Source organism: Streptomyces sp. Isolate_45 (genome assembly GCF_024721315.2).
Classification (GTDB): domain Bacteria; phylum Actinomycetota; class Actinomycetes; order Streptomycetales; family Streptomycetaceae; genus Streptomyces.
Genome location: NZ_JANFAK020000104.1, coordinates 1 through 23,022 on the forward strand (window position 1 = coordinate 1; position 23,022 = coordinate 23,022).

Consider the following 23,022-nt stretch of genomic DNA (forward strand, 5'->3'; position numbering starts at 1 on the left):
CCGATGCTCCGAAGCTTCCGGCGGACGCCCCGAAGCTGCCTGTCGCGGCTCCGCAGGTCCCGGCTGATGCGCCCAAGGTTCCGGCCGATGCTCCGAAGCTTCCGGCGGACGCCCCGAAGCTGCCTGTCGCGGCTCCGCAGGTCCCGGCTGATGCGCCCAAGCTTCCGGCCGATGCTCCGAAGCTGCCCGCCGATGCTCCGAAGCTTCCGGTGGACGCCCCGAAGCTGCCCGCCGTCGCCCCGAAGCTGCCCGCCGACGCGCCGCAGGTCCCGGCCGACGTCGCCAAGCCGCCCGTCGCCGCGCCCAAGGTGCCCGCTGTGCCGGCTCGGGCCTTCGCCGGGCCGCTCGACGTGATCACGGCGGCGATCGACAAGCTTGAGGAGTCCGTCGACGGGCTCCTCAAGACGGCCGGTCCCTGCGGCTGTTCGACCGACGCCAAGGCCAAGGCCACCGATGTCCTGACCAGCCTGGTCGCCGCGCTCGTCGCGCTCCTCACCGGCCTCGGTCTGCCCGGCCTCCCCCCGCTCCCGGTCCCGGTTCCGGTTCCCTAGGACCTGTCGTCGAACTCCCGGCCGCGGGGCCCGGCCCGCGCGCTCCGGACCTCCGCGACGCCGCCCTCCGGGCGCCCTGAGCCGCCCTGCGGAGCCGGATCAAAGCGCTCCCCGGGCGGCCAGGGCCGCCTCCAGCAGCGCCACGTCCGCGGCGTCCTTCGGGCGCCGGGGGCGGCCCGGTATCCACACCGGGGTCATCCGCTTGATCTCGATCTGCGCCGCCGGGGAGATCACCGGGCACTCCAGCCCGCCCAGCCGCCCCGGCTCCGCCTCCTCCAGCATCCCGGCGGGCCACGGCGATCCCGCCCAAGGGCCGCCCGCCACCACGACCCGGCCGTCGGCGTCCCGGTCGACCAGCGCGAAGCTGATCTCCTCGCCGTCGCGTACGAGGTCCAGCTGCTGGGCATCCGCCCGCAGGACCTCGTACCCGCGGGCGACGAGCGGTCCGGTCAGCCGGCCGGCGTCCCGTGACCGGGCGAACCAGTCGACGTCCTCGTGCCCGCGGGTGATCCGGCCGAGCCAGAAGTCCATGGCCCAGCCGCCCCGGAGCCAGACCTCCACGCCGAGTCCGCGGACCTCGGCGATCATCGTCAACTGGCGTCGCGCACGGGGGTCGTTCATGTGATCACCGTACGACCCCCGTGCCACCGAGCGACCGTGCGGACCCCCTTGACGGGGTTCCGCGGCGGGGAGACGTTCAGGGGTCTCGCATCCGAACGCTCGCAGCCGGGGGGCCGCCATGCCGCAGGAGTCCGTCCAGACCGTGGGGGAGCTACGGGCGCAGCTCGCGGCGTGCGGGGCGAGGTGGTCCGTCGGCGAGCACCTGGCGGACGCGGATCCCGTGCCGCGGCCCGCGCTCGGTCTGGAGCCAGGGGTGAACCTGACGCGGGCGGCGGAGGCCGGCCCCGTCGACCTGCGGGCACTCGTCGGGCACGCGAGCGGCAACCCGGACGTGACCCGGCGCAGGGCCGCGCACGGGCTGCTGCCGGGCGCTGCGGGGAGCGCCGGGCCTGGCGGCGGGCGGCCCGTCTCGGTGGACTGGCGCGGTCGTTGGGGGAGGCCGTGGCTGACCCGGGTGAAGGACCAGAACCCGTGCGGGTCCTGCTGGGTGTTCGGGGCGGCCGCGCTGGTGGAGTCGATGGCCCGGATCGAGCACGGGGTGTGGGCCGAGCGGTCCGAGGGGGACGTGCACGACGGGATGAAGTCCGCCTGCGGGCAGGGCGGCGACCCGGAGACCGCGCTGCACTGGATCCGGACGAACGGGGGCCTCGCGGACCCGGACTGCTGGCCGTACGGCACACCGCCCCCGGGGCTGCCCGCCGAGCGGCGGGAGGCGTGGCGGGCCGAGTACACGCCGAGCTGGGACCGGTCGGGGCGGACCGTGCGGATCAGCGAGCACGTCCGGCTCGGGGACGTCGAGCAGCAGAAGGTCTGGCTGGACGCGGTCGGGCCGCTGACGGCCTGCTTCGACGTGTACGACGACTTCTTCGGGCTCGGCGCCGGCGTCTACCACCGCACCAGCGACCGGCCGGCGGGCGGCCACTGCGTGCTGATCGTGGGCTACGACGACGCGGCGGGCTGCTGGCTGTTCCGGAACTCCTGGGGGCCGGCCCACCACGTCGGCGGCTACGGCCGGATCGCGTACGGCGAGTCCGGCATCGACGACTGGGCCAAGTGCGGCCTGTACGGCACGAACATCGACCCCTGGAGCAAGCGCCGGCTGCACACGGGCAACGTCTACGAGAGCGGCAACGGCCGGGCCCACCGCAACTTCGAGATGGCCGCGACCGCGGGCGGGGGCCGCCTGCGGCACTGGTGGCGCGAGGGCGACGCCCCGTACTCCTGGTCCCGGGCCGAGACGTACGCGCACGACGTCTCCGGCCAGCCGGCCTTCACCGGCACCACCTACAACCGGAACATGGAGTCCCTGCACGTCACGACGGGCGGCCGGCTGCGCCACTGGTACTTCGAGCAGGCCGTCCGGGTCTGGCGCGACGGCGGCGCCTTCGGGCCGGGCGACGCGGCCGTCGGCTCGACCCCGGCGTTCATCCAGAGCGACTACGGCAAGCCGGGGAACTTCGAGGTGGTCGTCCGTACCGCCGACGGCCGGCTGAACCACTGGTGGCGGATCAACGGCGCCCCCTGGACCTGGAACGACGGCGGCCGGTTCGCGCCCGGCACCGCCCACTACGGTCCGGCCCTGATCCAGACGCGGGGCCGCCGGCTGGACCTCGTCGCGGCCCGCGCCGACGGCCGGATGCAGTTGTGGTGGCGGGACGACGGACACGCCTTCGTCTGGCGGCCGGGCGAGGTGTTCGGCGGCGGCATCACCTCCGCGCCCTGCATGATCGAGGGCCAGCACGGGGCCGCGGACGAGGACACCGCCGGGAACTACGAGCTGTGCGCGGCCCGCGGCGACGGGCGGGTGGAGCACTGGTGGCGGGGGAACGCGGCCGGTACGGGATGGACCCGCGGCGCGGTCTTCGGGCACGACGTGCAGGCCGTCACCGGGATGCTCCAGGGCAGCTTCGGGTTCAACCTGGAGGCCGTCGTGCTGCGCACCGACCGGTTGCTCCAGCACTACTGGCGCGACGGCGCGGGCTGGCACGAGGGGCAGGTCATCGGCCCGGCCTGAGGACCCGGTGCTGGAGGGCCTCCAGCGGTCCCCGCTCGAAGCGGCGCAGCCACAGCCACGAGCCGGCGACCAGGGTCAGGGAGACGGCCGCCCACAGGCCCATCACCCACCAGGGGCCGGTGTCGGCGAAGCGGGTGGCGAGGCCGAGCCCGATGCCGTAGCAGAGCAGGACGCAGAGCGCGTTCTGGGCGACGTAGCAGGACAGGGCGGTGCGGCCGACCGAGCCGAGGGCGGTGACCAGCGGCTTCGGCAGCCACAGCCGGTCGAGGGCGATGCCGATGAGCCCGATGTAGCCGACGGCGACCAGCGGGGCGACGCCGTAGCGGCCGACGGCGAAGAAGTCGGCGCCGCCGAGGGTGGTCGCCACGGTCAGGGGCAGGCCGAGGCCCAGGCCCCAGCCGGCCATCCGGGCCCGGAGGCGGCGGCCGGCGTCGCCGGCGGTGAAGGCGCCGGCGCGGTGCAGGCGGACGCCGAGCAGGAAGAGGAACACCAGCAGCCCGAAGGAGAAGACGGGTTCGATGCGCAGGGCGGCGAAGTTCTCCACCCGGAACGCGACCTGGTCGAACCAGCTCCCCTCGGCGTAGAGGGCGACGACATCGGGGTCGGGTCCCCCGGACCCGGACGCGGACCCGGACGCGTCGGATCCGTCGTCCGATCCGCTCACCAGGGCGAGGGTCAGCAGCGACACCATGACCAGGTGCAGCGCCCCGGCCGTCCACATGGCCCGGCGCCGGACCTTCTCGGAGCGGGCGAGCAGCCAGGCGACGAGGAGGGCGGTGACCGCGTAGCCCATCAGCACGTCCCAGGCGAAGACGAGCAGGAAGTGGACGGTGCCCTCCACGAAGAGGAAGGCCGCCCGCCGCCAGTACCGGCCGGGCCACGGGTTGCCGCGACGGGCCGCGGAGTCGTACTGGATGGCCAGGCCGACGCCGAACAGGATCGTCAGCAGGGCCAGGAACTTGCCGTCGGCGAGGGCACGGAACACCGTCCCGGCGATGTTCGCGGCGGACGGGTCGGACAGCGGGTCGGTCGAGGTGAGGCCGCCCTGGAGGACGCCCCACTCGGAGCCGGGGGAGGTGAAGATCCAGACGTTGGTCATGAGCGTGCCGAGGATGGCGGCGCCGCGCAGGACGTCGAGGAGGGGCAGCCGCGCGGTCGCGCGCCGCGTCGGGGCGATCAGGGTGTCGGCCATGACTTCAGCGTCCCGGCGGGCGGGGCGTCGTACGTCCTGCCCGTGGACGAACGGTCGATACATCCTTCGATGCAGTGCGGGCGGGTCCCGTCCACATCCCGGACGGCCCCCCGGCTTGCACCTCTGTTGTATCTAAGCTGTGCCCATGCCATCCGACTCCCCCGCCGCGCCCACCGTGACCGCGGCCGACCGCGTCTACCGCCACGTCAAGCAGGGCGTGCTGGAGCGCCGCTACGAGGGCGGGGTGCTGCTCACCGAGGGCGAGGTCGCCGAGGCCGTCGGGGTGTCCCGCACCCCGGTCCGCGAGGCACTGCTGCGGCTGGAGACCGAGGGCCTGCTGAAGCTGTACCCGAAGAAGGGCGCGCTGGTGCTGCCGGTCTCCGCGCAGGAGATCGCCGACGTCATCGAAACCCGGCTGCTGGTCGAGGAGTTCACCGTACGCAGGGCCGTGCCCGCCCCGCCCGCCCTGCTGGAGCGGCTAGCCGCCCTGCTGGCCGAGCAGCGGCGGCAGGCCGCGGAGGGTGACATCGCCGCGGCGATGACCGCCGACCGGTGCTTCCACGCCGAGATCGTGCGCCACGCCGGGAACGCGATCCTCTCCCGCCTCTACGACCAGCTCCGCGACCGGCAGCTGCGGATGGGCGTCGCCCTGCTGCACGCCCACCCCGACCGGATGGACCGGACGCTGGCCGAGCACGCCGAGATCCTGGACGCGCTGCGCGCCGGGGACGCGGAGGCGGCCGCCGCGGCCGTACGCGGGCACATCGGGCGGGTCGAGGCGCTCGTGCGGGGGGCGGGCCGATGAGCGCCGCCGCCGCGGCGGGAAGTCCCGCCGGCCCCCTGCCGAAGGATCCGCCCGGCGGGCGGGAGGCCGTCCTCATCTGGTCGATCGGCGTCGCCGTCTACTTCGTCGCCGTCATCTTCCGGACCAGCCTCGGCGTCGCCGGACTCGACGCCGCCGACCGCTTCCAGGTCAACGCCTCCGCACTGGCCACCTTCTCGCTGCTCCAACTGCTGGTCTACGCGGGGATGCAGATACCCGTCGGCCTGATGGTGGACCGGCTCGGCACCAAGAAGGTGCTCACGCTGGGCGCCGTCCTGTTCACCGCCGGGCAGATCGGCTTCGCCCTGTCGCCGTCCTACGGCATGGCGTTGGCCGCCCGCGCCCTGCTGGGCTGCGGCGACGCGATGACCTTCATCTCCGTCCTGCGGCTCGGCACCCGCTGGTTCCCGGCCCGGCGGGCGCCGCTGATGGCCCAGCTGGCCGGGCTCGTGGGCATGGCCGGCAACCTCGTCTCCACCCTGGTCCTGGCGCCCGTCCTGCACGGCATCGGCTGGGTCCCCGCCTTCGCGGGCAGCGCCGTCGCCGGGCTGGTGGTGCTGGTCCCGCTCGTGCTGTTCCTGCGGGACCACCCCGAGGGGTACGGGAGCCCGGCCGCGGCGGGATCCGGGGCCGCCGGCGGGTTCGTACGCCGTCAGATCGCCGACTCCTGGCGGGAGCCCGGCACGCGGCTCGGGCTGTGGGTGCACTTCACGACCCAGTTCCCGGCGATGGTGTTCCTGCTGCTGTGGGGGATGCCCTTCCTCGTCGAGGCGCAGGGGTTGTCGCGGACCGCCGCGGGCGGGCTGCTCACCCTGATCGTGGCCTCGAACATGGCCTTCGGGCTGGTCTACGGGCAGGTCGTCGGCCGCCGGCAGGGAGCGCGGATCCCGCTGGCCCTCACCACCGTCGGCGTGACCGCCGTCCTGTGGGCCGCCGTCCTCGTCCACCCCGGGGACCGGGCCCCGATGTGGCTCCTGGTCACCCTGTGCGTGGTGCTCGGCACCTGCGGTCCGGCCTCGATGATCGGCTTCGACTTCGCCCGGCCCGCCAACCCGGCCGAGCGGCAGGGCACCGCGTCCGGCATCACCAACATGGGCGGCTTCCTCGCGTCGATGACCACCCTGCTCGCGGTGGGCGTCCTGCTCGACGCCACCGGGGACGACTACCGGATCGCCTTCTCCTCGGTCTTCGTCCTCCAGGTACTGGGAACCAGCCGGATCCTGCGGCTGCGGGGGCGCGCGCTCGCCCGGGAACGCTCCCGGGCCGCGGCCGCCGTCCCCTCCGCGCGGGCCGCCGTTCCCGCCGCGGACCCGGCCTCGCCACCGGCCGCGGCCGGGGTCTGAGGTACGGGGTCCGGGGCGCTACGGGGTGACGGCGAACGCGGCCAGGATGGCCCCGGCCAGCTCCTGATCGCCCTCCGCCTTGACCCGGTCCGCGACCGCGCGGGGCCGCACCCGGCCCGCGGCGAGGCGGACGTACGTCTCCCAGTCCAGGGTCAGCGTCACGGCCGGGCCCAGCGACGGGGACTTGTCCAGGGTGCCCCGACCCGCCGCGTCCACCCGTACGGTCCGCATGAACTCCAGCGGCCCGTGCACGTCGATGACCACCGCCGAGTTCGCCGGGGCGCCCGCGCCCTTGGCGACCGCCTTCGGCAGGCCGGCCAGCAGCATGTCCTGCGCCACGTACGCGCCGGGGGAGTCCCAGTTCCCCGGCACGCCCAGCGCGGCCCTCAGGTCCTGCTCGTGGATCCACACGTCGAAGGCGCGCAGCCGCAGCGCCTGCTCCAGCGTCACCTGCTCGCCGAGCGGCCCGCGCACCATCGTGGCCGGATCCCGCTTCTCGTTGCGCAGCTGGCGCGAGCGCCGGATGACGGTGTACTCCAGCTCCGAGGTCATCTCCGGGGCGGTGTGGTGGCGGCGGACGTCCACCTGGACTTCCATGTAGCGGGTGAACTCGTCCACCACGTGCCGCAGATCGCGCGGCAGGGTGTGGATCGGCCGGGGGTCTCCCAGCTGCTCGCACTCGATGCCGATGATGTGTGACACGACGTCACGGACGGACCAGCCGGGGCACGGCGTCGCCCGGTTCCAGTCGCGCTCGGGCAACGGGAGGACCAGCTCGGATATCGCCTCGATGGAATGCGTCCACGCGTCGGCATAGGGCTGAAGGCTGGGATGGACGGTCAACGGGACCCCTCGCGTGCTGTTCAGTGGCGCGTTGTGGACTATGCCCAAAAGTACGCTGCCGGTGAGCACCCCGGCAGTGCTTTCGTGTGACGATCGTAGGCCCGAGTCGACGGCTGACAAGCCAGGACGGTGGTACTGTGCGCGCTTCGCTGATCCAAATCGCGGTGAATGAAGGGGAGTCGGTCGCTTCCCGGCGGTCCCGCGTGGCCGAACTCGTACGGGATCAGAGCGATTCCGATCTCGTCGTGCTGCCCGAACTGTGGACCGTGGGCGCCTTCGCCTACGAGCAGTTCGAGACCGAGGCCGAACCGTTGGACGGCCCCACCTTCGAGGCCATGGCCGACGCGGCCCGGGACGCGGGCGTCTGGCTGCACGCCGGCTCGATCGTGGAGCGCGCGGGCGACGGCTCCCTCTACAACACGGCCCTCACCCTTTCCCCGACCGGTGAGCTCGCCGCGACCTACCGCAAGATCCACCGCTTCGGCTTCGACCAGGGCGAGGCCGTCCTGATGTCGGCCGGCGACTCCCTGACCACGGTGACCCTGCCGGAGCAGACCCTCGGCGTCGCCACCTGCTACGACCTGCGCTTCCCGGAACTGTTCCGGGGCCTGGTCGACGCCGGCGCGACGACGATGGTCGTGGCCGCGGGCTGGCCGGCCCGCCGCAGGTCCCACTGGACCCTGCTGAACCGGGCGCGGGCGGTGGAGGACCAGTCGTACGTCCTCGGCTGCGCGCTGGCCGGTACGCACGCGGGCGTCGAGCAGTCCGGGCACAGCCTGGTGGTCGACCCGTGGGGCGAGGTCCTGGCCGAGGCGGGGCCGGGCGAGGACGTCATCACGGTGGACCTGGACCCGAAGAAGGTCGCCGAGACCCGCGACCAGTTCCCGGCGCTGAAGGACCGAGCCCTGGGCCTGCGGACCCCGGGCGGCGCGCGGTGAGCGCGCGCGAGGGGCAGGAGGCGGAGGTCGCGGCCGCGCAGGAACCCCACGTACCGGCCCCCGGCGAGCGCGCGGCACGGGACGGGGTGTGCGCCGAGGCCACGGGCCTGGCCCACCACGAGGCGCACGAGGCCCTGGAGGCGGCCCGCGAGGCGGGCGCCGATCCGGCCGTGGTGGCGGAGTGGCAGCGCATCACCGAGCACCTGGAGGCCCACGGCGGGCCGTACACCCCGGAGTCCGACCCCTTCGCCCAGGGCCGCCGCGCGGCGCGCGCCCACCACGCGGAGGGGGCGCAGGCCCCGTAGGTCGGGCGGGGCGGCCCGACCGGCCGCCCCTTCCCCGCCCCCGACCGGGTCAGCCGACGACGGCCCGGGCGACGTCCCCGAGGGTGCTCCGGGCGTCCTCCCCGGCCACCTCCCGGGCGTCCTCGCCCTCCCGCTCGGTCATCCGGATCACGCACACGGCGACCGCGATCAGCAGGGCCGCGTCCGCGTCCTCCCGGATCACGTCGACGGCGTAGGTCTCGCGGATCCGGTACCACTGGCGCGAGACCAGCGCGAGCAGCTCGCCCGCGTACTCGATCTTGAACTCGCGCTCGGCGATCCGGCCGCTGACGTCGAGCTCCGTCCCCTCGACGAGCGTCACGCGGTGGTGGTGGCGCAGCAGCGAGAGCCGCTTGCGGCGGATGACCGCGAGCCGCTGGTCGTCGCGCTCCAGCGTCATCGCGTCGCGCAGCGAGAAGAACTTCTCCCGCAGGGTGATCAGGATCCGCCCGTCGGGGTCCTTCAGCTCCAGGGTGTCGCGCAGCCGCAGTGCCTTCCCGTCGACGAGGAAGGCCTGCCGGCCGTCCTCGTCCTCGATCCAGTAGTCGTCGCCGATCGCGAGCACTTTGTCCCGTACGAGGTATTTCATGCGGTCATCGGTGCCCGCGATAGGTTGCGGCCATGCCTCTCCTCTACGTGACCGACCTGGCGTACCCGGCCCGCGGCCGCCGCTACGGCGACGAGGACGTGTTCCTCACCTCCCGACTGCGCGAGCACTTCCCCCTCGCCCTGTGCCACCCGCTGGACGCGGCGGCCCTGATGGGCGGCTTCGACGCCGTCGTCGTCCGCAACAGCGGCCCCGTCCTGCACTACCAGCAGGCCTACGACGCCTTCCGGACGGCCGCCCTCGCCACCGGTACCCGCGTCTACAACCCGCTCGGCGGACGCGGCGACATGGCCGGCAAGCAGTACCTCCTGGACCTCACCGCCGCCGGCTTCCCGGTCATCCCGACCGTCGACGACCCCGCCGACCTGCACCTCCTGCCCGAGGTGCCCGTGTACGCGGTCAAACCCAAGCAGGGCGCCGACTCCATCGGCCTCACCTTCACCGCGCACCCGGCCGGCCCGGCGGGCGAGGTGCTGATCCAGCCGCGGATCGACTTCGCGTACGAGGTGTCCTTCTACTACGTCGACGACGCCTTCCAGTACGCCCTCCACGCCCCCGACCCGGCACGCCGCTGGGACCTCGTCCCCTACGCGCCCACGGACGAGGACCTGGCCTACGCGAGCCGCTTCATCGCCTGGAACACCCTCGCGCACGGCATCCAGCGCGTGGACGCCTGCCGGGCCCCCTCCGGGGAACTGCTCCTCGTCGAACTGGAGGACCTGAACCCGTACCTGTCCCTGGACCTGCTCCCGGAACCGGTCCGGGACGCGTTCGTGTCGGCCCTGGTCGGCTCCCTGAAGTCGTTCCTCGCGTCGCCCCCTCCCACCCGGTAGCCCCCGGCCCCACGGAGCTCTTCGCACGGCCGTGACGGGGGCTTCACGCCCGGATGGCAAGCTTGAAGGATGAACGATGCTGCCCCGGCGCCCACCCCCGCGCCCGCGCCCCGCCGACGTGCCCGTGTCCGTGCCCCCGAGCTGATCGGCAAGGGCGGCTGGCTGAACACCGGCGGCAAGGATCTGACCCTGGCCGACTTCCGAGGTCGCGTATTGATCCTGGATTTTTGGACCTTTTGCTGCATCAACTGCCTGCACGTCCTCGACGAGCTCCGTGAGCTGGAGGAGAAGCACCGGGACACCGTCGTCATCGTCGGCGTGCACTCGCCGAAGTTCGTCCACGAGGCCGACCACGCGGCCGTGGTCGACGCCGTCGAGCGGTACGAGGTCCACCACCCGGTGCTCGACGACCCGGAGCTCGCCACCTGGAAGCAGTACGCCGTGCGGGCCTGGCCCACGCTCGTCGTCATCGACCCCGAGGGGTACGTCGTCGCCCAGCACGCCGGTGAGGGCCATGCCCACGCCATCGAGCGGCTGGTCGAGGAGCTGGAGGCCGAGCACGAGGCCAAGGGGACGCTGCGGCGCGGCGACGGGCCCTACGTGGCGCCCGAGCCGGTCGCGACCGACCTGCGCTTCCCCGGCAAGGCCCTGCTCCTGCCGTCGGGGAACTTCCTGGTCTCCGACTCCACCCGGCACCAGCTGGTCGAGCTCTCCCCGGACGGGGAGACCGTCGTGCGCCGCGTCGGCAGCGGCTCGCGCGGCTTCACCGCCGAGAGCTTCAGCGAGCCGCAGGGCCTGACGCTGCTGCCCGACGGCCGGGTCGTCGTCGCCGACACCGTCAACCACGCGCTGCGCACCTTCGACCCGGTCACCGGGGCCGTCGAAACCGTCGCCGGTACGGGACGCCAGTGGTGGCAGGGCTCGCCGACCTCGGGCCCGGCCCTGGAGGTCGACCTGTCCTCGCCCTGGGACGTCGCCTGGTGGCAGGGCAAGGTGTGGATCGCCATGGCCGGCGTGCACCAGCTGTGGACCTGGGACCCGGAGACCGCCGCCGTCGCGGTGGCGGCCGGGACCACCAACGAGGGCCTCGTCGACGGTCCGGCCGCCGAGGCCTGGTTCGCCCAGCCGTCGGGGCTCGCGGCCGCCGGGGACCGGCTGTGGATCGCCGACTCCGAGACCAGCGCCCTGCGGTACGTCCAAGCCCCGGCGGACGGCTCGGCCGACGGGTACGCGATCGTCACCGCCGTCGGCAGCGGCCTGTTCGACTTCGGCCACCGCGACGGCGACGCCGCCCAGGCCCTGCTCCAGCACCCGCTCGGGGTCACCGCCCTGCCGGACGGCTCGGTCGCGGTCTGCGACACGTACAACCACGCGCTGCGCCGCTACGACCCCGCCACCGGGCAGGTCTCGACGCTCGCCACCGACCTGCGCGAGCCGAGCGACGCGGTCCTCGTCGACGACGACATCGTGGTCGTGGAGTCCGCCCGGCACCGGCTGACCCGGCTGCGCCTGCCCGAGGAGGCCGTACGCGTCGACGCGGTCGCCCACCGCACCCGGCGGGCCGCCACCGAGGTCGCCCCCGGCACGCTGCGCCTCGACGTGGTCTTCCAGGCCCCGGCCGGCCAGAAGCTCGACACCCGCTACGGTCCCTCGACCCGGCTCCTGGTCTCCTCGACCCCGCCGGAACTCCTCCTCGGGGGCGAGGGCCAGGGCACGGACCTGTTCCGCGAGCTGGAGCTGAACCCCGAGGTTCCCGAGGGCGTGCTGCACGTCTCGGCGATGGCCGCGTCCTGCGACGACGACCCGGCGAACGAGTACCCGGCCTGCCACGTCCACCAGCAGGACTGGGGCGTCCCCGTCCGCCTCGTCCCGGACGCCGCCACCCGCCTCCCCCTGGTCCTGGCGGGCCTGGACGCCGAGTAGAGCGGACCGGCACGGACGCGACGGAACCCCCGGAACCCCCGGAACCCCCCGGACAAACCGAAACCCCCGTGACCGCGACGCGCGGTCCGGGGGTTTCGGTCGACCGACCGGTCTGTCAGCCCTGCAGGAAGGACAGCAGGGCGTTCGCGAGGAGGTACGGGTCGTCGGCGCCGCAGAGTTCGCGGGCGCTGTGCATCGAGAGGATCGCCACGCCGATGTCGACGGTCTGGATGCCGTGACGGGCGGCGGTGATCGGGCCGATCGTCGTGCCGCACGGCATCGAGTTGTTGGAGACGAACGTCTGCCACGGCACGCCGGCCCGCTCGCAGGCGCCCGCGAACACCGCGCGGCCGCTGCCGTCCGTCGCGTACCGCTGGTTGACGTTGACCTTGAGGATCGGACCGCCGTTGGCGCGCGGGTGGTGCGAAGGGTCGTGCCGTTCGGCGTAGTTGGGGTGGACGGCGTGTCCGGTGTCGGAGGACAGGCAGATGGTGCCCGCGAAGGCGCGGGCCCGATCCTCGTAGGTGCCGCCGCGCGCGAAGACCGAACGTTCCAGCACGTTGCCCAGGAGCGGGCCGTCCGCGCCGGTGTCCGACTGGGAGCCGTTCTCCTCGTGGTCGAAGGCGGCCAGCACCGGGATGTGGTCGAGCTTGTCGGCCGTGGAGACGGCGGCGAGCGCCGCGACGCCCGCGTGCACCGACAGCAGGTTGTCCATCCGCGGTCCGGCGAGGAGTTCGCGGTCGCGGCCCAGGTAGGCGGGCGGCTCGATCGAGTGGACCATCAGGTCCCAACCGGCCACCGAGCCCTGCTCCAGGCCCTCTTCCTCTTCGAGGAAGGCGATCAGGTCGCCCTCGCGGGCGTCGCCCAGGCCCCAGATCGGCTGCATGTGCCGCTGCTTGTCCAGCTTCAGGCCGTCGGTGTTCACCGACCGGTCCAGGTGGACGGCGAGTTGGGGGACGCGCAGCAGCGCCCGGTCGATGTTGACGAGGCGTTCGGTGCCGTCGCGCAGCGTCAACCGACCTGCCAGGCCGAGGTCCCGGTCCAACCAGGTGTTGAGCAGGGTGCCGCCGTAGATCTCGACGGCGACCTGCCGCCAGCCCTGGGATCCGGTGTCCGGGACCGGCTTGACCCGCAGGTTGGGGGAGTCGGTGTGCGCGCCGACGATCCGGAAGGGAGTGTGCGCCGCCGCGCCCTCGGGGACGTACCAGGCGATGAGGGCGCCCCCGCGGAGTACGAACCTGCCACCCGTGCCCGAGTCCCAGGCATCCGATTCCGACAACTGCCTGAAGCCCGCCTTCTCCAGCCGCTCGGCCGAGTTGGCCACGGCGTGGTACGGCGACGGACTGGCCGTCAGGAAGGTCATCAGATCGTCGGTGTGTCCGCGGTCGAAGCGGGCGGGAGAGGTCATGTGGTTCACCTTAACGACGGTCGTGTTCGCCATTGGCCGGACTGCGGCGGATAGCGGAAAGGTCGAGGACCGCGGGGTGTGTGGCCCGAAGTCCCTTCGCGATCAGCCCGGCGGACGCTCGAATCTGCGCTGCAACTGCCTGCGCTCGCCCCGGCGGATGCGCGGGAGCATCTCGGGGGTCTGCGCGGGGCGCTGCGCGCGTCTTTTGCGCCCGGCGCAGAAGATACAGGCCTCGCCGGGAGGGGCGTCCGGGTCGATCGGTGCGCCGGGGTGTTCGGAGCATCCCGAGGCGTTGCGGGGCCGGGACAGTTCCCGGGCCACGATGAAGGCGCGGTGCAGGTCGTCCGCGATGCGCACGAAGTCGTCGTCGGCGGAGCCGAGGGTCAGGTGGAAGCGTTGCTCGTCGACGACGCGCAGGTAGTGGCGCAGGACGTCGAGGTCGTACGGGGGCTCGGGCACGGGGTAGCCGAGCCGGCGCTGTTCCCCGGTGGCGGGTCCGGCGGCGCGGGTGCCCTGGAGGCGGCGGCCGAGGCGGCGCCGGTCGTTGCAGATGAGGCAGCGGCCCCAGCCCTCCGGCGCCTCGGGGTCGAGCGCGCCGTTGGGGTGCTCGGGGCAGCCGGTGTAGCTCTTGGCGGGGGCGAGGCCGGCGGCCGTGCGGAAGGCCAGGTAGAGGGCGTCGGCCACGGGTTCGTACTCGGCGGGGTGGGCGCCGTCGTAGAGCTCCTTGACGCGGTCGCCGAGGGCGCCCACATTCGCCTGCAGCTCCTTGAGGGCATAGGGGCGCCCGGTGGGGACGGAATACCCCCTGCTGCTGTGCTGCTCCTGTGGGCTCATGTCTACGAGCGTGCCACGAACCGCCGACAAGAGTGGCCGGACCCCCGGCAGGGAGGTCCGGCCACTGTGCGCACGCGCGGGGCGTACGAGCCGATCGGCGGGGCGCGGTGCCTTAGAAGGCGGCCTCGTCGAGGTCCATCAGGGAGTTGTCGACGGCCTCGGCCAGGCGGCGCTGGACGGAGACGTTCGGCAGCACCTCGGCGGCGAAGAACTTCGCGGCGGCGATCTTGCCCGTGTAGAAGGGCACGTCCTTCGCGGAGGCGCCGGCGAGCTTCTCGGCGGCCACGGCCGCGCCCTTGAGCAGCAGGTATCCGACGACGACGTCGCCGGAGGCCATCAGCAGGCGGGTGGTGTTCTGGCCGACCTTGTAGATGTTCTTGACGTCCTCGCCGGTGGCGGTGAGGTCGACGATCATCTGGCCGACGATGCCTTCGAGGTCCACGGCGGCCTTGGCGAGGGCGTCGCGGGCGGGGGCGAGGTCGTCGCCGCCGACGGCCTCGGCGAGGAACTTCTTGATCGTCTCGGAGAGCACGTTCAGCGAGGCGCCCTGGTCGCGGACGATCTTCCGGAAGAAGAAGTCCTGACCCTGGATCGCCGTGGTGCCCTCGTAGAGGGTGTCGATCTTGGCGTCCCGGATGTACTGCTCGATCGGGTATTCCTGGAGGTAACCGGAACCACCGAAGGTCTGCAGCGACTGGGCGAGCTGCTCGTAGGACTTCTCCGAGCCGTAGCCCTTGACGATCGGCAGGAGCAGGTCGTTCAGGCCGATGTCGGCGGAGGCGTCCTCGCCGGCGGCCTGCTTGAACTGGATCTCGTCCTGCACGGAGGCCGTGTAGAGGACGAGGGCGCGCATGCCCTCGGCGTAGGCCTTCTGCGTCATGAGCGAGCGGCGTACGTCGGGGTGGTGCGTGATGGTGACCTTGGGCGCGGTCTTGTCCATGAAGTTGGCCAGGTCCGGGCCCTGCACGCGCTCCTTGGCGTACTCCAGCGCGTTGAGGTAGCCGGTGGAGAGCGTCGCGATGGCCTTCGTACCGACCATCATGCGGGCGAACTCGATGATCATGAACATCTGGCGGATGCCGTCGTGCTTGTCACCGATCAGCCAGCCCTTGGCGGGGTGCTGGTCGCCGAAGGTCATCTCGCACGTGTTGGAGGCCTTGAGGCCCATCTTGTGCTCGACGTTGGTGGCGTAGACGCCGTTGCGCTCGCCCAGCTCGCCGGTCTCCCAGTCGAAGTGGAACTTCGGGACGAGGAAGAGCGACAGGCCCTTGGTGCCGGGGCCGTGGCCCTCGGGGCGGGCGAGGACGTAGTGGAGGATGTTCTCCTCCATGTCGTGCTCACCGGAGGTGATGAAGCGCTTCACGCCCTCGATGTGCCAGGAGCCGTCGGCCTGCTCGACGGCCTTGGTGCGGCCGGCGCCGACGTCCGAACCGGCGTCCGGCTCGGTGAGGACCATCGTGGAGCCCCAGCGCTTCTCGACGGCGATCTCGGCGACCTTCTTCTGCGCCTCGTTGCCCTCCTCGAAGAGGATGCCGGCGAACGCCGGGCCGGAGGAGTACATCCACACGGCCGGGTTCGCGCCGAGGATCGTCTCCGCGAACGCCCAGATCAGGGAGCGGGGCGAGGTGGTGCCGCCGATCTCCTCGGGCAGGCCCAGGCGCCAGTACTCGGAGTCCATGAAGGCCTTGTAGCTCTTCTTGAAGGACGCCGGGACGGGCGCGGTGTTCGTGGTGGGGTCGAAGACCGGCGGGTTGCGGTCGGCGTCCTCGAAGGAGGCGGCCAGCTCGTTCTCGGAGAGCTTGGTCATCTCGCTGAGGATGGTCCTCGCGGTTTCGGTGTCCATCTCGCCGAACGGGCCGGTGCCGTACAGCTTGTCGCGTCCGAGCACCTCGAAGAGGTTGAACTCGATGTCGCGGAGATTCGACTTGTAGTGCCCCATGGCGACGGCTCCGTTAAGGCTCGGTGAGACGGGTTCCTCGTGCATACCACTCGGTAACAACATGATGCTACCCGTCGGTAATAAGGGCAACCCTTCTCCCACGACTGTGACCAGGGTCAAGCCGAGTCAAGCCGATTCCCGCACGGGGCCGGTGGAGCGCCGCCGGAGGCCGCCTGCCCGCCCCACCGGCCCCGTGCGGCGGCCTGAGGCCCGCGCACGGGCCTCAGGCGGCGGACTCCGGGGCCTGCGGCGCCTCCGGGAACGCCAGGCGGGGCGAGCCGCCCGCCCACCACACGCCGATCACGAACGCGGCCGTGGCCTCCACGTACGCGGCCCGGTCCAGCCCGCCCGCCGGCATCGGGCTCCAGCCCATCCCGGTGATCAGCTCGCCGACGTGCCCGGCGGCCTCCGCGTCGTCCGCGCAGAACGGCACCGCCGGCGGAGCCTCGCCGAAACCGTCCGCCGGCCGGTCCCACATGCTCGCGTGGGCCAGGTTGAAGGCCTTCACCACCCGCGCGCCGGGCGCCGCGGCCGCGATCAGGCCCGCCACGCTCCCGCCGGGCCCGGTGGTCAGCATCACCCCGCCGGGGCCCGGATCCAGCGCGTTCGTGCAATCCACGACCGTCCGCCCGGCCAACACCCCGGCGTGCTCCCGGGCCAGCTCCGGGGCCACCCCGGCCGGCACCGCGAGCAGCGCCACCTCCCCGTACCCGGCCGCCGCCGCGGGCGTCCCGTGGCCGGCCGCCCCGATCCGCCCGGCGAGCGCCCCGGCGGCCGCGCCGTCCCGACCGCCGACGAACACCTCGTGGCCGGCCCGCACCCAGGCCCCGCCCAGGGCCTCCGCCATCGCTCCCGTACCCATCACACCGATCCGCATCGCCGCGTACCCCTTCCGTTCCCGATCCTGCTTCCGGTGGTCGAAGCTACGGAGGCCGACGCGCACCGTCCGGTGTCCATCGGCGCGGGCAGGATGGCGGCATGGAGAAGCTCCCCGATCCGGCCGCGGGCCTGCCGGAGCTCGTGTACACGGCGGACTGCCGGGCGCGCGTCGCCTTCGAGGTACTGGCCAACCGGTGGGACAGCGTCGTGGTGTTCACGCTCGGCGCGACCGGCCCGATGCGGCCGCGCGCGCTGCTCGCGCGGATCGGCGGGATCGGCCCGAAGGTCCTCAACGAGGCCCTGCGGCGGCTGGAGCGCAACGGTCTGGTGGAACGCCGGCCGTACGCCGAGGCCCCGCCGCGCGTGGACTACGCCCTGACCGAGGCCGGTACGGCGCTGCTCACGCCGATGCGGGCGATGGGCGCCTGGGCCGCCCGGTACGCGGACGACGTCCTCGACGCCCAGGACCGGTACGCGGGGCGCGCCGACGGGGGTTAGGGGTGCGCCAGCTCCGCCCAGACGGTCTTGCCGCCGGTCGGCCCGGGGCGGACGCCCCAACGGACGGCGACCGCGTCGAGGACCGCGAGCCCCCGGCCGGACTCGTCCGTGTCGGCGGCCTCGCGCAGGACCGGCCACACGCGCGGATCGGGGTCGCCGACCTCGACGCGGGTGCGGCCGTCGGGGGTGCGGGTGACGGCGAGGGACACGGGGGTGCCCTCGCCGACATGCGCGATCACGTTGCCGACCAGCTCGCTCACGCACAGCTGGAGGTCGTGGCAGGGCGCGTCCACGTGCGCCCGCACGGCCCGCCGCAACGCGGCCACCTCCTCGGGCAGCGCGAGCAGCCCGGCGCGGAAGGGCCTCACCGCCCCACGGCCCGGTTCAGGACGGCGGTCAGCCGATGGGCGGTGGCCGGGTTGCAGTTGCCGAGGCTGATCAGGGGCGGGGTCCGGTAGCTGCCGGCGTAGGAGGGGAGGTGCAGGTCGAGGGAGGGCAGCGTGATCCCGTGCGCGGCGAGGGCCTCGCGGAGTGCGGTGAGGGCCTCGGCCGCGATGCGGTCGTTGGCGTGGTCGCTCATGGGGGACTTCCGTTCCGGTGCGGAGTGTGACGAAGCCCTCACAGGCTGGTGTGGTGCCGCGTACCGTGGGAAGGGTTTCGGGCTCCACGGTGCGAGGTGTGGAAGGCGGGCGATCGTGGCCGCGCGTAAGGACATTGACGGCTCGGCGAGCGTTCCGGCCTTTTACGGCAAGGAACTGCGCTGGCGCCGGGAGGCGGCGGGCCTCACCCTCCAGCAGACGGTGGAGGGCAGCTTCTACGGGGCCAGCTACCTGAGCGAGATCGAACGGGCGCAGCGGCGGATGCCGGAGGATCTGGCCCGGCACGTGGACCAGGTGCTGAAGGCCGATGGCTTCTTCTCGCGCCGCTGCGAGGACGTGCGCAATGCCCGGAGCATTGGCCATGCGAGGTATGCCGAGAGGGTTCTGGACGCTGAGAAGGTCGCGGAGACCATCGAGGAATGGAGCCCGACCGCGCTGCCCGGCCTGCTGCAGACGGAAGCGTACGTGCGGGCCCTCGCTGCGGCGGAACGCCCTCTGGAACCCCGGGAGGAGACCGATATCAAGGTCGATGCCCGACTCGCTCGGGCGGAGCTCTTCGACGGCGCACACGGGGTGCCGGAGTACTGGGTGATCCTGCACGAGTCGTTGCTGCGGCTGCCGATCCTTCCGCCCCTGTTGATGGCGAACCAACTCGACCATGTCGCGGCCCTGGTGCGGCGGAAGCGGATCGTTCCACAGATCGTCCCGTGGAACGCCGGAGCGCACCCCTTCATGGCGGCGGGAACCGTCCTCATCCTGACGTTCGGCGACGCCCCACCGCTGGTCTACACGGAGTCCCTGCACAGCGGTGTCACCATCGACGATCCGGCCCTCGTGAAGCGCTATCGAAGGTCGTACGATCTGCTCAGGGCCGTCGCGCTACCGCCTGAGGCGTCCCTTGCCATGATCGAGGCGGCCGCAGAGGACTACCGAAATGGCAAGCAGCCACTTTGACTTGAGTGCCGTGCGCTGGCGTACAAGCAGTTACACCAACAGCGACGGAGGTACCTGCGTCGAGGTCGCCGACGGCCTAGCCGGACTCGTCCCCGTCCGGGACTCCAAGCGTCCCACCGGCCCCGCCATGATCGTCACCGCCGCCGCCTGGACCCCCTTCGTGCGGGCGCTGGTGGACGGGGACCTCGTCGGCTGAGGCGCGTACCCCCGCTCCGCCCCCGGAGGGACTGGCCGGTACCCGCCGGTACGGGGGCGGGCGCTCGGTAGGGTGGGCCGCATGTACGGCTACGACCAGAATCCGGGCGCCCAGCAGCAGGGCTACGCGCAGCAGCCCCCGCCCCAGCAGGGCTACGCGCAGGCGCCGCTGTACCCGGAGCCGTCACCGCCCTCCCTCGCGGACGCGGTCAGGGCCTTCACCACGGGGTCGCTGTCCGCCGAGGACTTCCAGCAGATCTTCGCCACGTCGAAGGTCTACTGCCCGCGCGGCGAGACCCCCGGGTTCCTGGCGCTGCACAACACGCAGCAGCCGGTGATCCCGATGTTCACCACGCTCAAGGAACTGCGCCGGTACGCCGGCAAGGAGTCCAAGTACTTCGTGATCACCGGCGCCGAGGTCATCGACCTGCTGCCCACCGGCTACGGCTTCGTCCTCGACATGGAGGGCGACCACCGGATGGTGTTCGACGCGAAGGCGGTCGAGCAGATGGTCGACTTCGCCATGCGCCGCATGTACGGCTAGGCGACCGGCGCGGGCCGGCACACGCGGGGGCGGGCGGATGCTGAGGGTGCACTTCACGGCCGAGGACCTGTTCAACGTCACCTTCGCGGCCGAGCCGCTCCCGCTCGTCGAACTCGCGCTGGCGCTCGTCGCCTGGCAGCGCACCGACGAGCCCGCCGTCTTCGGCCGCTGGCGCGGCGGCGTCACCCGTGGGCTGCCCGGCCGGGCGCGTCCCCTGCTGGACCTGTTGCGCCCCGACGGGGACAACCCGCAGTTCGTCGAGCCGTACGCCGCCACCCTGGAGGAGGGCCTCGCGGCCGTACGGGACGCCGGGCCGCGGCTGACGCCGGGCGAGCTGCGCCGGGTGGCCGCGCGGGCCCCCGGGCCCGACTCCTGGTTGCGCGCCCTGTGGGGCCAGGATCGGGAGGCCTGGGACGTGCTGGACGGGGCCCTGCGGGCCGCCCACGAGAGCGTCCTCGCCCCGCACTGGTCCCGGATCCGGCAGTCCTTCCGGGCGGACGTCGCCTGGCGGACCCGGCTGCTGGCCACCCACGGCATCAAGGCCTGCCTCGCCAGCACCCACCCCCGGTCGGGCTGGTCCGGCACCGCCTTCGAGGTGGGGCTGCCGCCCGACTACGAGGTCCGCCTCGGCGGGCGCGGGCTGGTGCTGATGCCCTCGGTGTTCTGGACGGGCCGGCCGCTGCTCGCCGGGCGCCCCGACGGCTCGCACGTCCTGATGTACCCGGCGCTGACCCCCCTGCCGCTGGCCGCGCCCGGCCCGGCCGGGGGCGCGCTGGACGCCCTGCTCGGGCGGACCAGGGCGGCCGTCCTCCAACTGCTGGTGGAGCGGCGTACGACGAGCGAGGTGGCCCGGGACCTCGCGATCAGCCTGCCCTCGGTCTCCGAGCACACCCGCACGCTGCGCGCCGCCGGACTGATCACCACGGAACGCGACGGCAAGGCCGTCCTCCACTCGGCGACGGGCCTCGGCGTCGACCTGCTGCGCAGCGGGGCCTGAAGCCTTCGGGCACCGCCGAAAGGATCGCGGCACCGGGGCCCGACGCCGGAGCATCGGTGTCGGCGGAGGTCACCGGGTCTCCGCGACCGAGGCACGGGAGGTACGGATGTCACACACGTCGTTACGTCACAGGCTCGCGGCGACGACGGCGGCGGCCGTCATGACGCTGGGCGCGGCCGTCGTGTCGGCCGCCCCGGCGCAGGCGGGGACCGCCGGCACCACGGGAGCCACCACGTCCTGCCCGAGTGGCTACGCCTGCGTCTACTGGGGCACCACGGAATCCAGCGGCATCCGGGACAAGTGGAACAGGCGCGGGGTCTACAAGATCTACAACTACACGCAGCGCCACCTGGTCGTGAACAACCAGACCGGCGGCTGGAAGATCTGGTTCTCGCGGAACTCGAACGGTTCCTGGCCCGACTTCGCGGTCTACCCCGGGTACCCGTCGGTGGTCGACATGCTGCCGTTCAACTCGGTCTCGATCGAGCCGTAGGGCTCCTCTGCGGGGCCGCCCTTCGCCGGGTACGGGGGTCCCGGCGGTCGGCGGTCGGGACCCCGGCCGGGTGCGGCGCCGCCGTCAGGCGGTGCGGTACCCGGCGCGGCGGTGGGTCACGGCGGCGACGACGCACCAGGCGAGGGCGACCGCCACCAGGGCGGCCGCTCCCGCCGCCAGGACCGGCGGCTCCGGGCGGAAGCCGAGCGCCAGCCGGGTCCCGAGGAACAGGGGGACGAAGCCGACGCGGCCGGGCGCGTACACGGGGATGCGCGCGGCGGTGGCGCGCAGCAGCGTGGTGGCGACCAGTCCGGCGGCGGCGCACCATGCGAGGAGGACCCACGGGGAGCCCGGGGCGGCGCTGGGAATGCCGTACTCCGCCGGGCCCAGGCGGTAGGCGGCCGCGACCCAGCCGGCGGCCACCGCGCCGACGGTGATGCCCACCACCCACAGGGCGTGCCGCCACAGGGGTCCGGGCCTGCGGGTTTCCTCCGGATCGTCGTTCCCGGTGACGTCGTCGAAGGTGAAGAGGTTGCTCACGTCCGGTAGGACGCGGTGTCGGGCGCAAGGGTTGGCGCGGGACGGGAATTACCCCGGTGGGCTTTCGGTTGTGAGCGGGTGTGGCAGAAAGTTCGAGTTTCAACTAAACTCGACGCAGAAGGAGGTCCTGACCATGCCCGCAGTGACTGTTGAGAACCCGTTGACCCTTCCGCGCGTGGCCGAGCCGCAGACGGCCGCCGCCCGCAAGGTGCTGGCCGTGAGCACGGCTCCGACGGGATTCGAGGGCGAGGGGTTCCCGGTGCGCCGCGCGTTCGCAGGGATCAACTACGAACACCTCGACCCGTTCATCATGATGGACCAGATGGGCGAGGTGGAGTACCAGCCCGGGGAGCCGAAGGGCACCCCGTGGCACCCCCACCGCGGCTTCGAGACCGTCACCTACCTGATCGACGGAACCTTCGTCCACCAGGACAGCAACGGCGGCGGCGGAATCATCAACGGCGGTGACACGCAGTGGATGACCGCCGGGGCGGGCCTCCTGCACATCGAGGCCCCGCCGGAGGCCCTCGTCGTGTCGGGCGGCCTCTTCCACGGCCTCCAGCTGTGGGTCAACCTCCCGGCCTCCGACAAGATGATGCCCCCGCGCTACCAGGACATCGGCGGCGGCCAGGTCCAACTGCTGACCACCCCCGACGGCGGCTCCCTGCTCCGCGTCATCGCCGGTGAGCTGGACGGCCACCAGGGCCCGGGCATCACCCACACCCCGATCACGATGATCCACGCGACCGTCGCCCCGGGCGCGCAGATCACCCTGCCGTGGCGCGAGGACTTCAACGCCCTCGCGTACGTCCTGGCCGGGCGCGGTTCGGTCGGCCAGGAGCGGCGTCCCATCCGGAAGGGCCAGACGGCCGTCTTCGGCGAGGGCGGCTCCCTCACCATCCGGGCGGACGAGTCCCAGGACTCCAACGAGCCCGCGCTGGAGATCGTGCTGCTCGGCGGCCGCCCGATCCGGGAACCGATGGCGCACTACGGGCCGTTCGTCATGAACAGCCGGCAGGAACTCCAGCAGGCCTTCGACGACTTCCAGGCGGGCCGGCTCGGCCGGATCCCGACGACGGAGCGCACCGGCCTCGGCCACCGCGGCGCGGGCGAGGCCGACCAGGACTGACG

25 protein-coding genes and 1 pseudogene are annotated in these 23,022 nt (G+C 72.9%); 15 read left to right on the forward strand and 11 right to left on the reverse strand.

The window, feature by feature from the left end:
- A pseudogene (locus NOD94_RS27815) lies at positions 1-551 on the forward strand (hypothetical protein); the annotation flags it as partial.
- Positions 552-650: 99 nt separating this feature from the next.
- Here NOD94_RS27815 and NOD94_RS27820 read toward each other — a convergent pair.
- Positions 651-1,172 carry an aminoglycoside adenylyltransferase gene (locus tag NOD94_RS27820; protein WP_281208872.1) on the reverse strand — a complete coding sequence of 174 codons (522 nt, stop codon included), beginning with the start codon at positions 1,170-1,172 and terminating at the stop codon, positions 651-653.
- A gap of 118 nt (positions 1,173-1,290) precedes the next feature.
- Between NOD94_RS27820 and NOD94_RS27825 the strand changes: the two genes are divergently transcribed.
- Positions 1,291-3,186: a C1 family peptidase gene (locus NOD94_RS27825; RefSeq protein ID WP_281208873.1), complete on the forward strand. Its 1,896-nt coding sequence runs from the start codon at positions 1,291-1,293 to the stop codon at positions 3,184-3,186.
- On the opposite strand, the gene NOD94_RS27830 is transcribed toward NOD94_RS27825, so the two are convergent.
- Positions 3,170-4,378, reverse strand: coding sequence for a DUF418 domain-containing protein (locus NOD94_RS27830; protein ID WP_281208874.1), 1,209 nt, complete (start codon positions 4,376-4,378; stop codon positions 3,170-3,172). The genes NOD94_RS27825 and NOD94_RS27830 overlap by 17 nt on opposite strands.
- Before the next feature lie 145 nt (positions 4,379-4,523).
- On the opposite strand from NOD94_RS27830, the gene NOD94_RS27835 reads away from it, so the two are divergent.
- Both NOD94_RS27835 and NOD94_RS27840 read left to right on the forward strand, forming a co-directional pair.
- Positions 4,524-5,183 (forward strand): GntR family transcriptional regulator, encoded by a 660-nt coding sequence (locus tag NOD94_RS27835; protein WP_281208875.1) that lies wholly within the window; start codon positions 4,524-4,526, stop codon positions 5,181-5,183.
- On the forward strand, positions 5,180-6,544 hold the full coding sequence (locus NOD94_RS27840) for an MFS transporter (protein WP_281208876.1): 1,365 nt from the start codon (positions 5,180-5,182) through the stop codon (positions 6,542-6,544). The genes NOD94_RS27835 and NOD94_RS27840 overlap by 4 nt, the downstream gene beginning before the upstream one ends.
- Before the next feature lie 18 nt (positions 6,545-6,562).
- Here the strand turns inward: NOD94_RS27840 and NOD94_RS27845 are convergent, their stop codons facing one another.
- Positions 6,563-7,387 (reverse strand): maleylpyruvate isomerase family mycothiol-dependent enzyme, encoded by an 825-nt coding sequence (locus tag NOD94_RS27845; RefSeq protein ID WP_281208877.1) that lies wholly within the window; start codon positions 7,385-7,387, stop codon positions 6,563-6,565.
- Between the two features lie 137 nt (positions 7,388-7,524).
- On the opposite strand from NOD94_RS27845, the gene NOD94_RS27850 reads away from it, so the two are divergent.
- Both NOD94_RS27850 and NOD94_RS27855 read left to right on the forward strand, forming a co-directional pair.
- Positions 7,525-8,325, forward strand: a complete 801-nt coding sequence (locus NOD94_RS27850) for a carbon-nitrogen family hydrolase (protein WP_281208878.1) — start codon at positions 7,525-7,527, stop codon at positions 8,323-8,325.
- Complete coding sequence (locus NOD94_RS27855; protein ID WP_281208879.1) at positions 8,322-8,630, forward strand: hypothetical protein; 309 nt, start codon at positions 8,322-8,324, stop codon at positions 8,628-8,630. The genes NOD94_RS27850 and NOD94_RS27855 overlap by 4 nt, the downstream gene beginning before the upstream one ends.
- Before the next feature lie 49 nt (positions 8,631-8,679).
- Here NOD94_RS27855 and NOD94_RS27860 read toward each other — a convergent pair whose 3' ends face one another.
- Positions 8,680-9,237 (reverse strand): LURP-one-related family protein, encoded by a 558-nt coding sequence (locus tag NOD94_RS27860; RefSeq protein WP_281208880.1) that lies wholly within the window; start codon positions 9,235-9,237, stop codon positions 8,680-8,682.
- Between the two features lie 32 nt (positions 9,238-9,269).
- On the opposite strand from NOD94_RS27860, the gene NOD94_RS27865 reads away from it, so the two are divergent.
- Together NOD94_RS27865 and NOD94_RS27870 are read left to right on the forward strand one after the other, a co-directional pair.
- Positions 9,270-10,088 (forward strand): hypothetical protein, encoded by an 819-nt coding sequence (locus NOD94_RS27865; protein ID WP_281208881.1) that lies wholly within the window; start codon positions 9,270-9,272, stop codon positions 10,086-10,088.
- Between the two features lie 69 nt (positions 10,089-10,157).
- The gene (locus tag NOD94_RS27870) at positions 10,158-12,011 is read left to right on the forward strand and encodes an NHL domain-containing thioredoxin family protein (protein ID WP_281208882.1); all 1,854 of its coding nucleotides are present in this window, start codon (positions 10,158-10,160) and stop codon (positions 12,009-12,011) included.
- A gap of 115 nt (positions 12,012-12,126) precedes the next feature.
- Here NOD94_RS27870 and NOD94_RS27875 read toward each other — a convergent pair whose 3' ends face one another.
- From NOD94_RS27875 to NOD94_RS27890, 4 genes are all read right to left on the reverse strand, one after another.
- Entirely contained in the window at positions 12,127-13,419 is a 1,293-nt protein-coding gene (locus NOD94_RS27875; protein WP_281208883.1) for a M18 family aminopeptidase, read from the reverse strand.
- A gap of 102 nt (positions 13,420-13,521) precedes the next feature.
- A complete protein-coding gene (locus NOD94_RS27880; RefSeq protein ID WP_281208884.1) occupies positions 13,522-14,253 on the reverse strand; it encodes a hypothetical protein in 732 nt (243 codons plus the stop codon).
- Positions 14,254-14,365: 112 nt separating this feature from the next.
- Positions 14,366-16,192, reverse strand: coding sequence for an acyl-CoA dehydrogenase (locus tag NOD94_RS27885; RefSeq protein ID WP_281208885.1), 1,827 nt, complete (start codon positions 16,190-16,192; stop codon positions 14,366-14,368).
- A gap of 223 nt (positions 16,193-16,415) precedes the next feature.
- Positions 16,416-17,069 (reverse strand): NAD(P)-binding domain-containing protein, encoded by a 654-nt coding sequence (locus NOD94_RS27890; RefSeq protein ID WP_281208886.1) that lies wholly within the window; start codon positions 17,067-17,069, stop codon positions 16,416-16,418.
- A 101-nt stretch (positions 17,070-17,170) separates the two neighbouring features.
- Here NOD94_RS27890 and NOD94_RS27895 point away from each other — a divergent pair, with 101 nt between their 5' ends.
- Entirely contained in the window at positions 17,171-17,569 is a 399-nt protein-coding gene (locus NOD94_RS27895; RefSeq protein ID WP_281208887.1) for a helix-turn-helix domain-containing protein, read from the forward strand.
- Here NOD94_RS27895 and NOD94_RS27900 read toward each other — a convergent pair.
- Positions 17,566-17,937 (reverse strand): ATP-binding protein, encoded by a 372-nt coding sequence (locus NOD94_RS27900; protein ID WP_281208888.1) that lies wholly within the window; start codon positions 17,935-17,937, stop codon positions 17,566-17,568. The genes NOD94_RS27895 and NOD94_RS27900 overlap by 4 nt on opposite strands.
- Positions 17,934-18,149: a hypothetical protein gene (locus tag NOD94_RS27905; RefSeq protein ID WP_281208889.1), complete on the reverse strand. Its 216-nt coding sequence runs from the start codon at positions 18,147-18,149 to the stop codon at positions 17,934-17,936. Before NOD94_RS27905 ends, NOD94_RS27900 begins: the two co-directional genes overlap by 4 nt.
- A gap of 115 nt (positions 18,150-18,264) precedes the next feature.
- Between NOD94_RS27905 and NOD94_RS27910 the strand changes: the two genes are divergently transcribed.
- From NOD94_RS27910 to NOD94_RS27930, 5 genes are all read left to right on the forward strand, one after another.
- The gene (locus NOD94_RS27910) at positions 18,265-19,122 is read left to right on the forward strand and encodes a helix-turn-helix transcriptional regulator (RefSeq protein ID WP_281208890.1); all 858 of its coding nucleotides are present in this window, start codon (positions 18,265-18,267) and stop codon (positions 19,120-19,122) included.
- The gene (locus NOD94_RS27915; protein WP_281208891.1) at positions 19,103-19,318 is read left to right on the forward strand and encodes a DUF397 domain-containing protein; all 216 of its coding nucleotides are present in this window, start codon (positions 19,103-19,105) and stop codon (positions 19,316-19,318) included. Before NOD94_RS27910 ends, NOD94_RS27915 begins: the two co-directional genes overlap by 20 nt.
- An 81-nt stretch (positions 19,319-19,399) precedes the next feature.
- Positions 19,400-19,861: an SseB family protein gene (locus tag NOD94_RS27920; RefSeq protein ID WP_281208892.1), complete on the forward strand. Its 462-nt coding sequence runs from the start codon at positions 19,400-19,402 to the stop codon at positions 19,859-19,861.
- Between the two features lie 37 nt (positions 19,862-19,898).
- Positions 19,899-20,858 (forward strand): helix-turn-helix domain-containing protein, encoded by a 960-nt coding sequence (locus tag NOD94_RS27925; protein WP_281208893.1) that lies wholly within the window; start codon positions 19,899-19,901, stop codon positions 20,856-20,858.
- 106 nt (positions 20,859-20,964) lie between these two features.
- The gene (locus NOD94_RS27930) at positions 20,965-21,351 is read left to right on the forward strand and encodes a hypothetical protein (protein WP_281208894.1); all 387 of its coding nucleotides are present in this window, start codon (positions 20,965-20,967) and stop codon (positions 21,349-21,351) included.
- Between the two features lie 84 nt (positions 21,352-21,435).
- Here NOD94_RS27930 and NOD94_RS27935 read toward each other — a convergent pair whose 3' ends face one another.
- Complete coding sequence (locus NOD94_RS27935; protein WP_281208895.1) at positions 21,436-21,891, reverse strand: hypothetical protein; 456 nt, start codon at positions 21,889-21,891, stop codon at positions 21,436-21,438.
- Positions 21,892-22,024: 133 nt separating this feature from the next.
- Between NOD94_RS27935 and NOD94_RS27940 the strand changes: the two genes are divergently transcribed.
- Entirely contained in the window at positions 22,025-23,020 is a 996-nt protein-coding gene (locus NOD94_RS27940) for a pirin family protein (RefSeq protein ID WP_281208896.1), read from the forward strand.
- Positions 23,021-23,022: the final 2 nt, after the last annotated feature.

Bases quoted from the DNA above. Each gene is read 5' to 3' on its own strand.
- NOD94_RS27820 (WP_281208872.1), bottom strand. From the start codon at position 1,172: ATGAACGACCCCCGTGCGCGACGCCAGTTGACGATGATCGCCGAGGTC.
- NOD94_RS27825 (WP_281208873.1), top strand. From the start codon at position 1,291: ATGCCGCAGGAGTCCGTCCAGACCGTGGGGGAGCTACGGGCGCAGCTC.
- NOD94_RS27830 (WP_281208874.1), bottom strand. From the start codon at position 4,378: ATGGCCGACACCCTGATCGCCCCGACGCGGCGCGCGACCGCGCGGCTG.
- NOD94_RS27835 (WP_281208875.1), top strand. From the start codon at position 4,524: ATGCCATCCGACTCCCCCGCCGCGCCCACCGTGACCGCGGCCGACCGC.
- NOD94_RS27840 (WP_281208876.1), top strand. From the start codon at position 5,180: ATGAGCGCCGCCGCCGCGGCGGGAAGTCCCGCCGGCCCCCTGCCGAAG.
- NOD94_RS27860 (WP_281208880.1), bottom strand. From the start codon at position 9,237: ATGAAATACCTCGTACGGGACAAAGTGCTCGCGATCGGCGACGACTAC.
- NOD94_RS27865 (WP_281208881.1), top strand. From the start codon at position 9,270: ATGCCTCTCCTCTACGTGACCGACCTGGCGTACCCGGCCCGCGGCCGC.
- NOD94_RS27870 (WP_281208882.1), top strand. From the start codon at position 10,158: ATGAACGATGCTGCCCCGGCGCCCACCCCCGCGCCCGCGCCCCGCCGA.
- NOD94_RS27875 (WP_281208883.1), bottom strand. From the start codon at position 13,419: ATGACCTCTCCCGCCCGCTTCGACCGCGGACACACCGACGATCTGATG.
- NOD94_RS27880 (WP_281208884.1), bottom strand. From the start codon at position 14,253: ATGAGCCCACAGGAGCAGCACAGCAGCAGGGGGTATTCCGTCCCCACC.
- NOD94_RS27885 (WP_281208885.1), bottom strand. From the start codon at position 16,192: ATGGGGCACTACAAGTCGAATCTCCGCGACATCGAGTTCAACCTCTTC.
- NOD94_RS27890 (WP_281208886.1), bottom strand. From the start codon at position 17,069: ATGCGGATCGGTGTGATGGGTACGGGAGCGATGGCGGAGGCCCTGGGC.
- NOD94_RS27895 (WP_281208887.1), top strand. From the start codon at position 17,171: ATGGAGAAGCTCCCCGATCCGGCCGCGGGCCTGCCGGAGCTCGTGTAC.
- NOD94_RS27905 (WP_281208889.1), bottom strand. From the start codon at position 18,149: ATGAGCGACCACGCCAACGACCGCATCGCGGCCGAGGCCCTCACCGCA.
- NOD94_RS27915 (WP_281208891.1), top strand. From the start codon at position 19,103: ATGGCAAGCAGCCACTTTGACTTGAGTGCCGTGCGCTGGCGTACAAGC.
- NOD94_RS27920 (WP_281208892.1), top strand. From the start codon at position 19,400: ATGTACGGCTACGACCAGAATCCGGGCGCCCAGCAGCAGGGCTACGCG.
- NOD94_RS27925 (WP_281208893.1), top strand. From the start codon at position 19,899: ATGCTGAGGGTGCACTTCACGGCCGAGGACCTGTTCAACGTCACCTTC.
- NOD94_RS27930 (WP_281208894.1), top strand. From the start codon at position 20,965: ATGTCACACACGTCGTTACGTCACAGGCTCGCGGCGACGACGGCGGCG.
- NOD94_RS27940 (WP_281208896.1), top strand. From the start codon at position 22,025: ATGCCCGCAGTGACTGTTGAGAACCCGTTGACCCTTCCGCGCGTGGCC.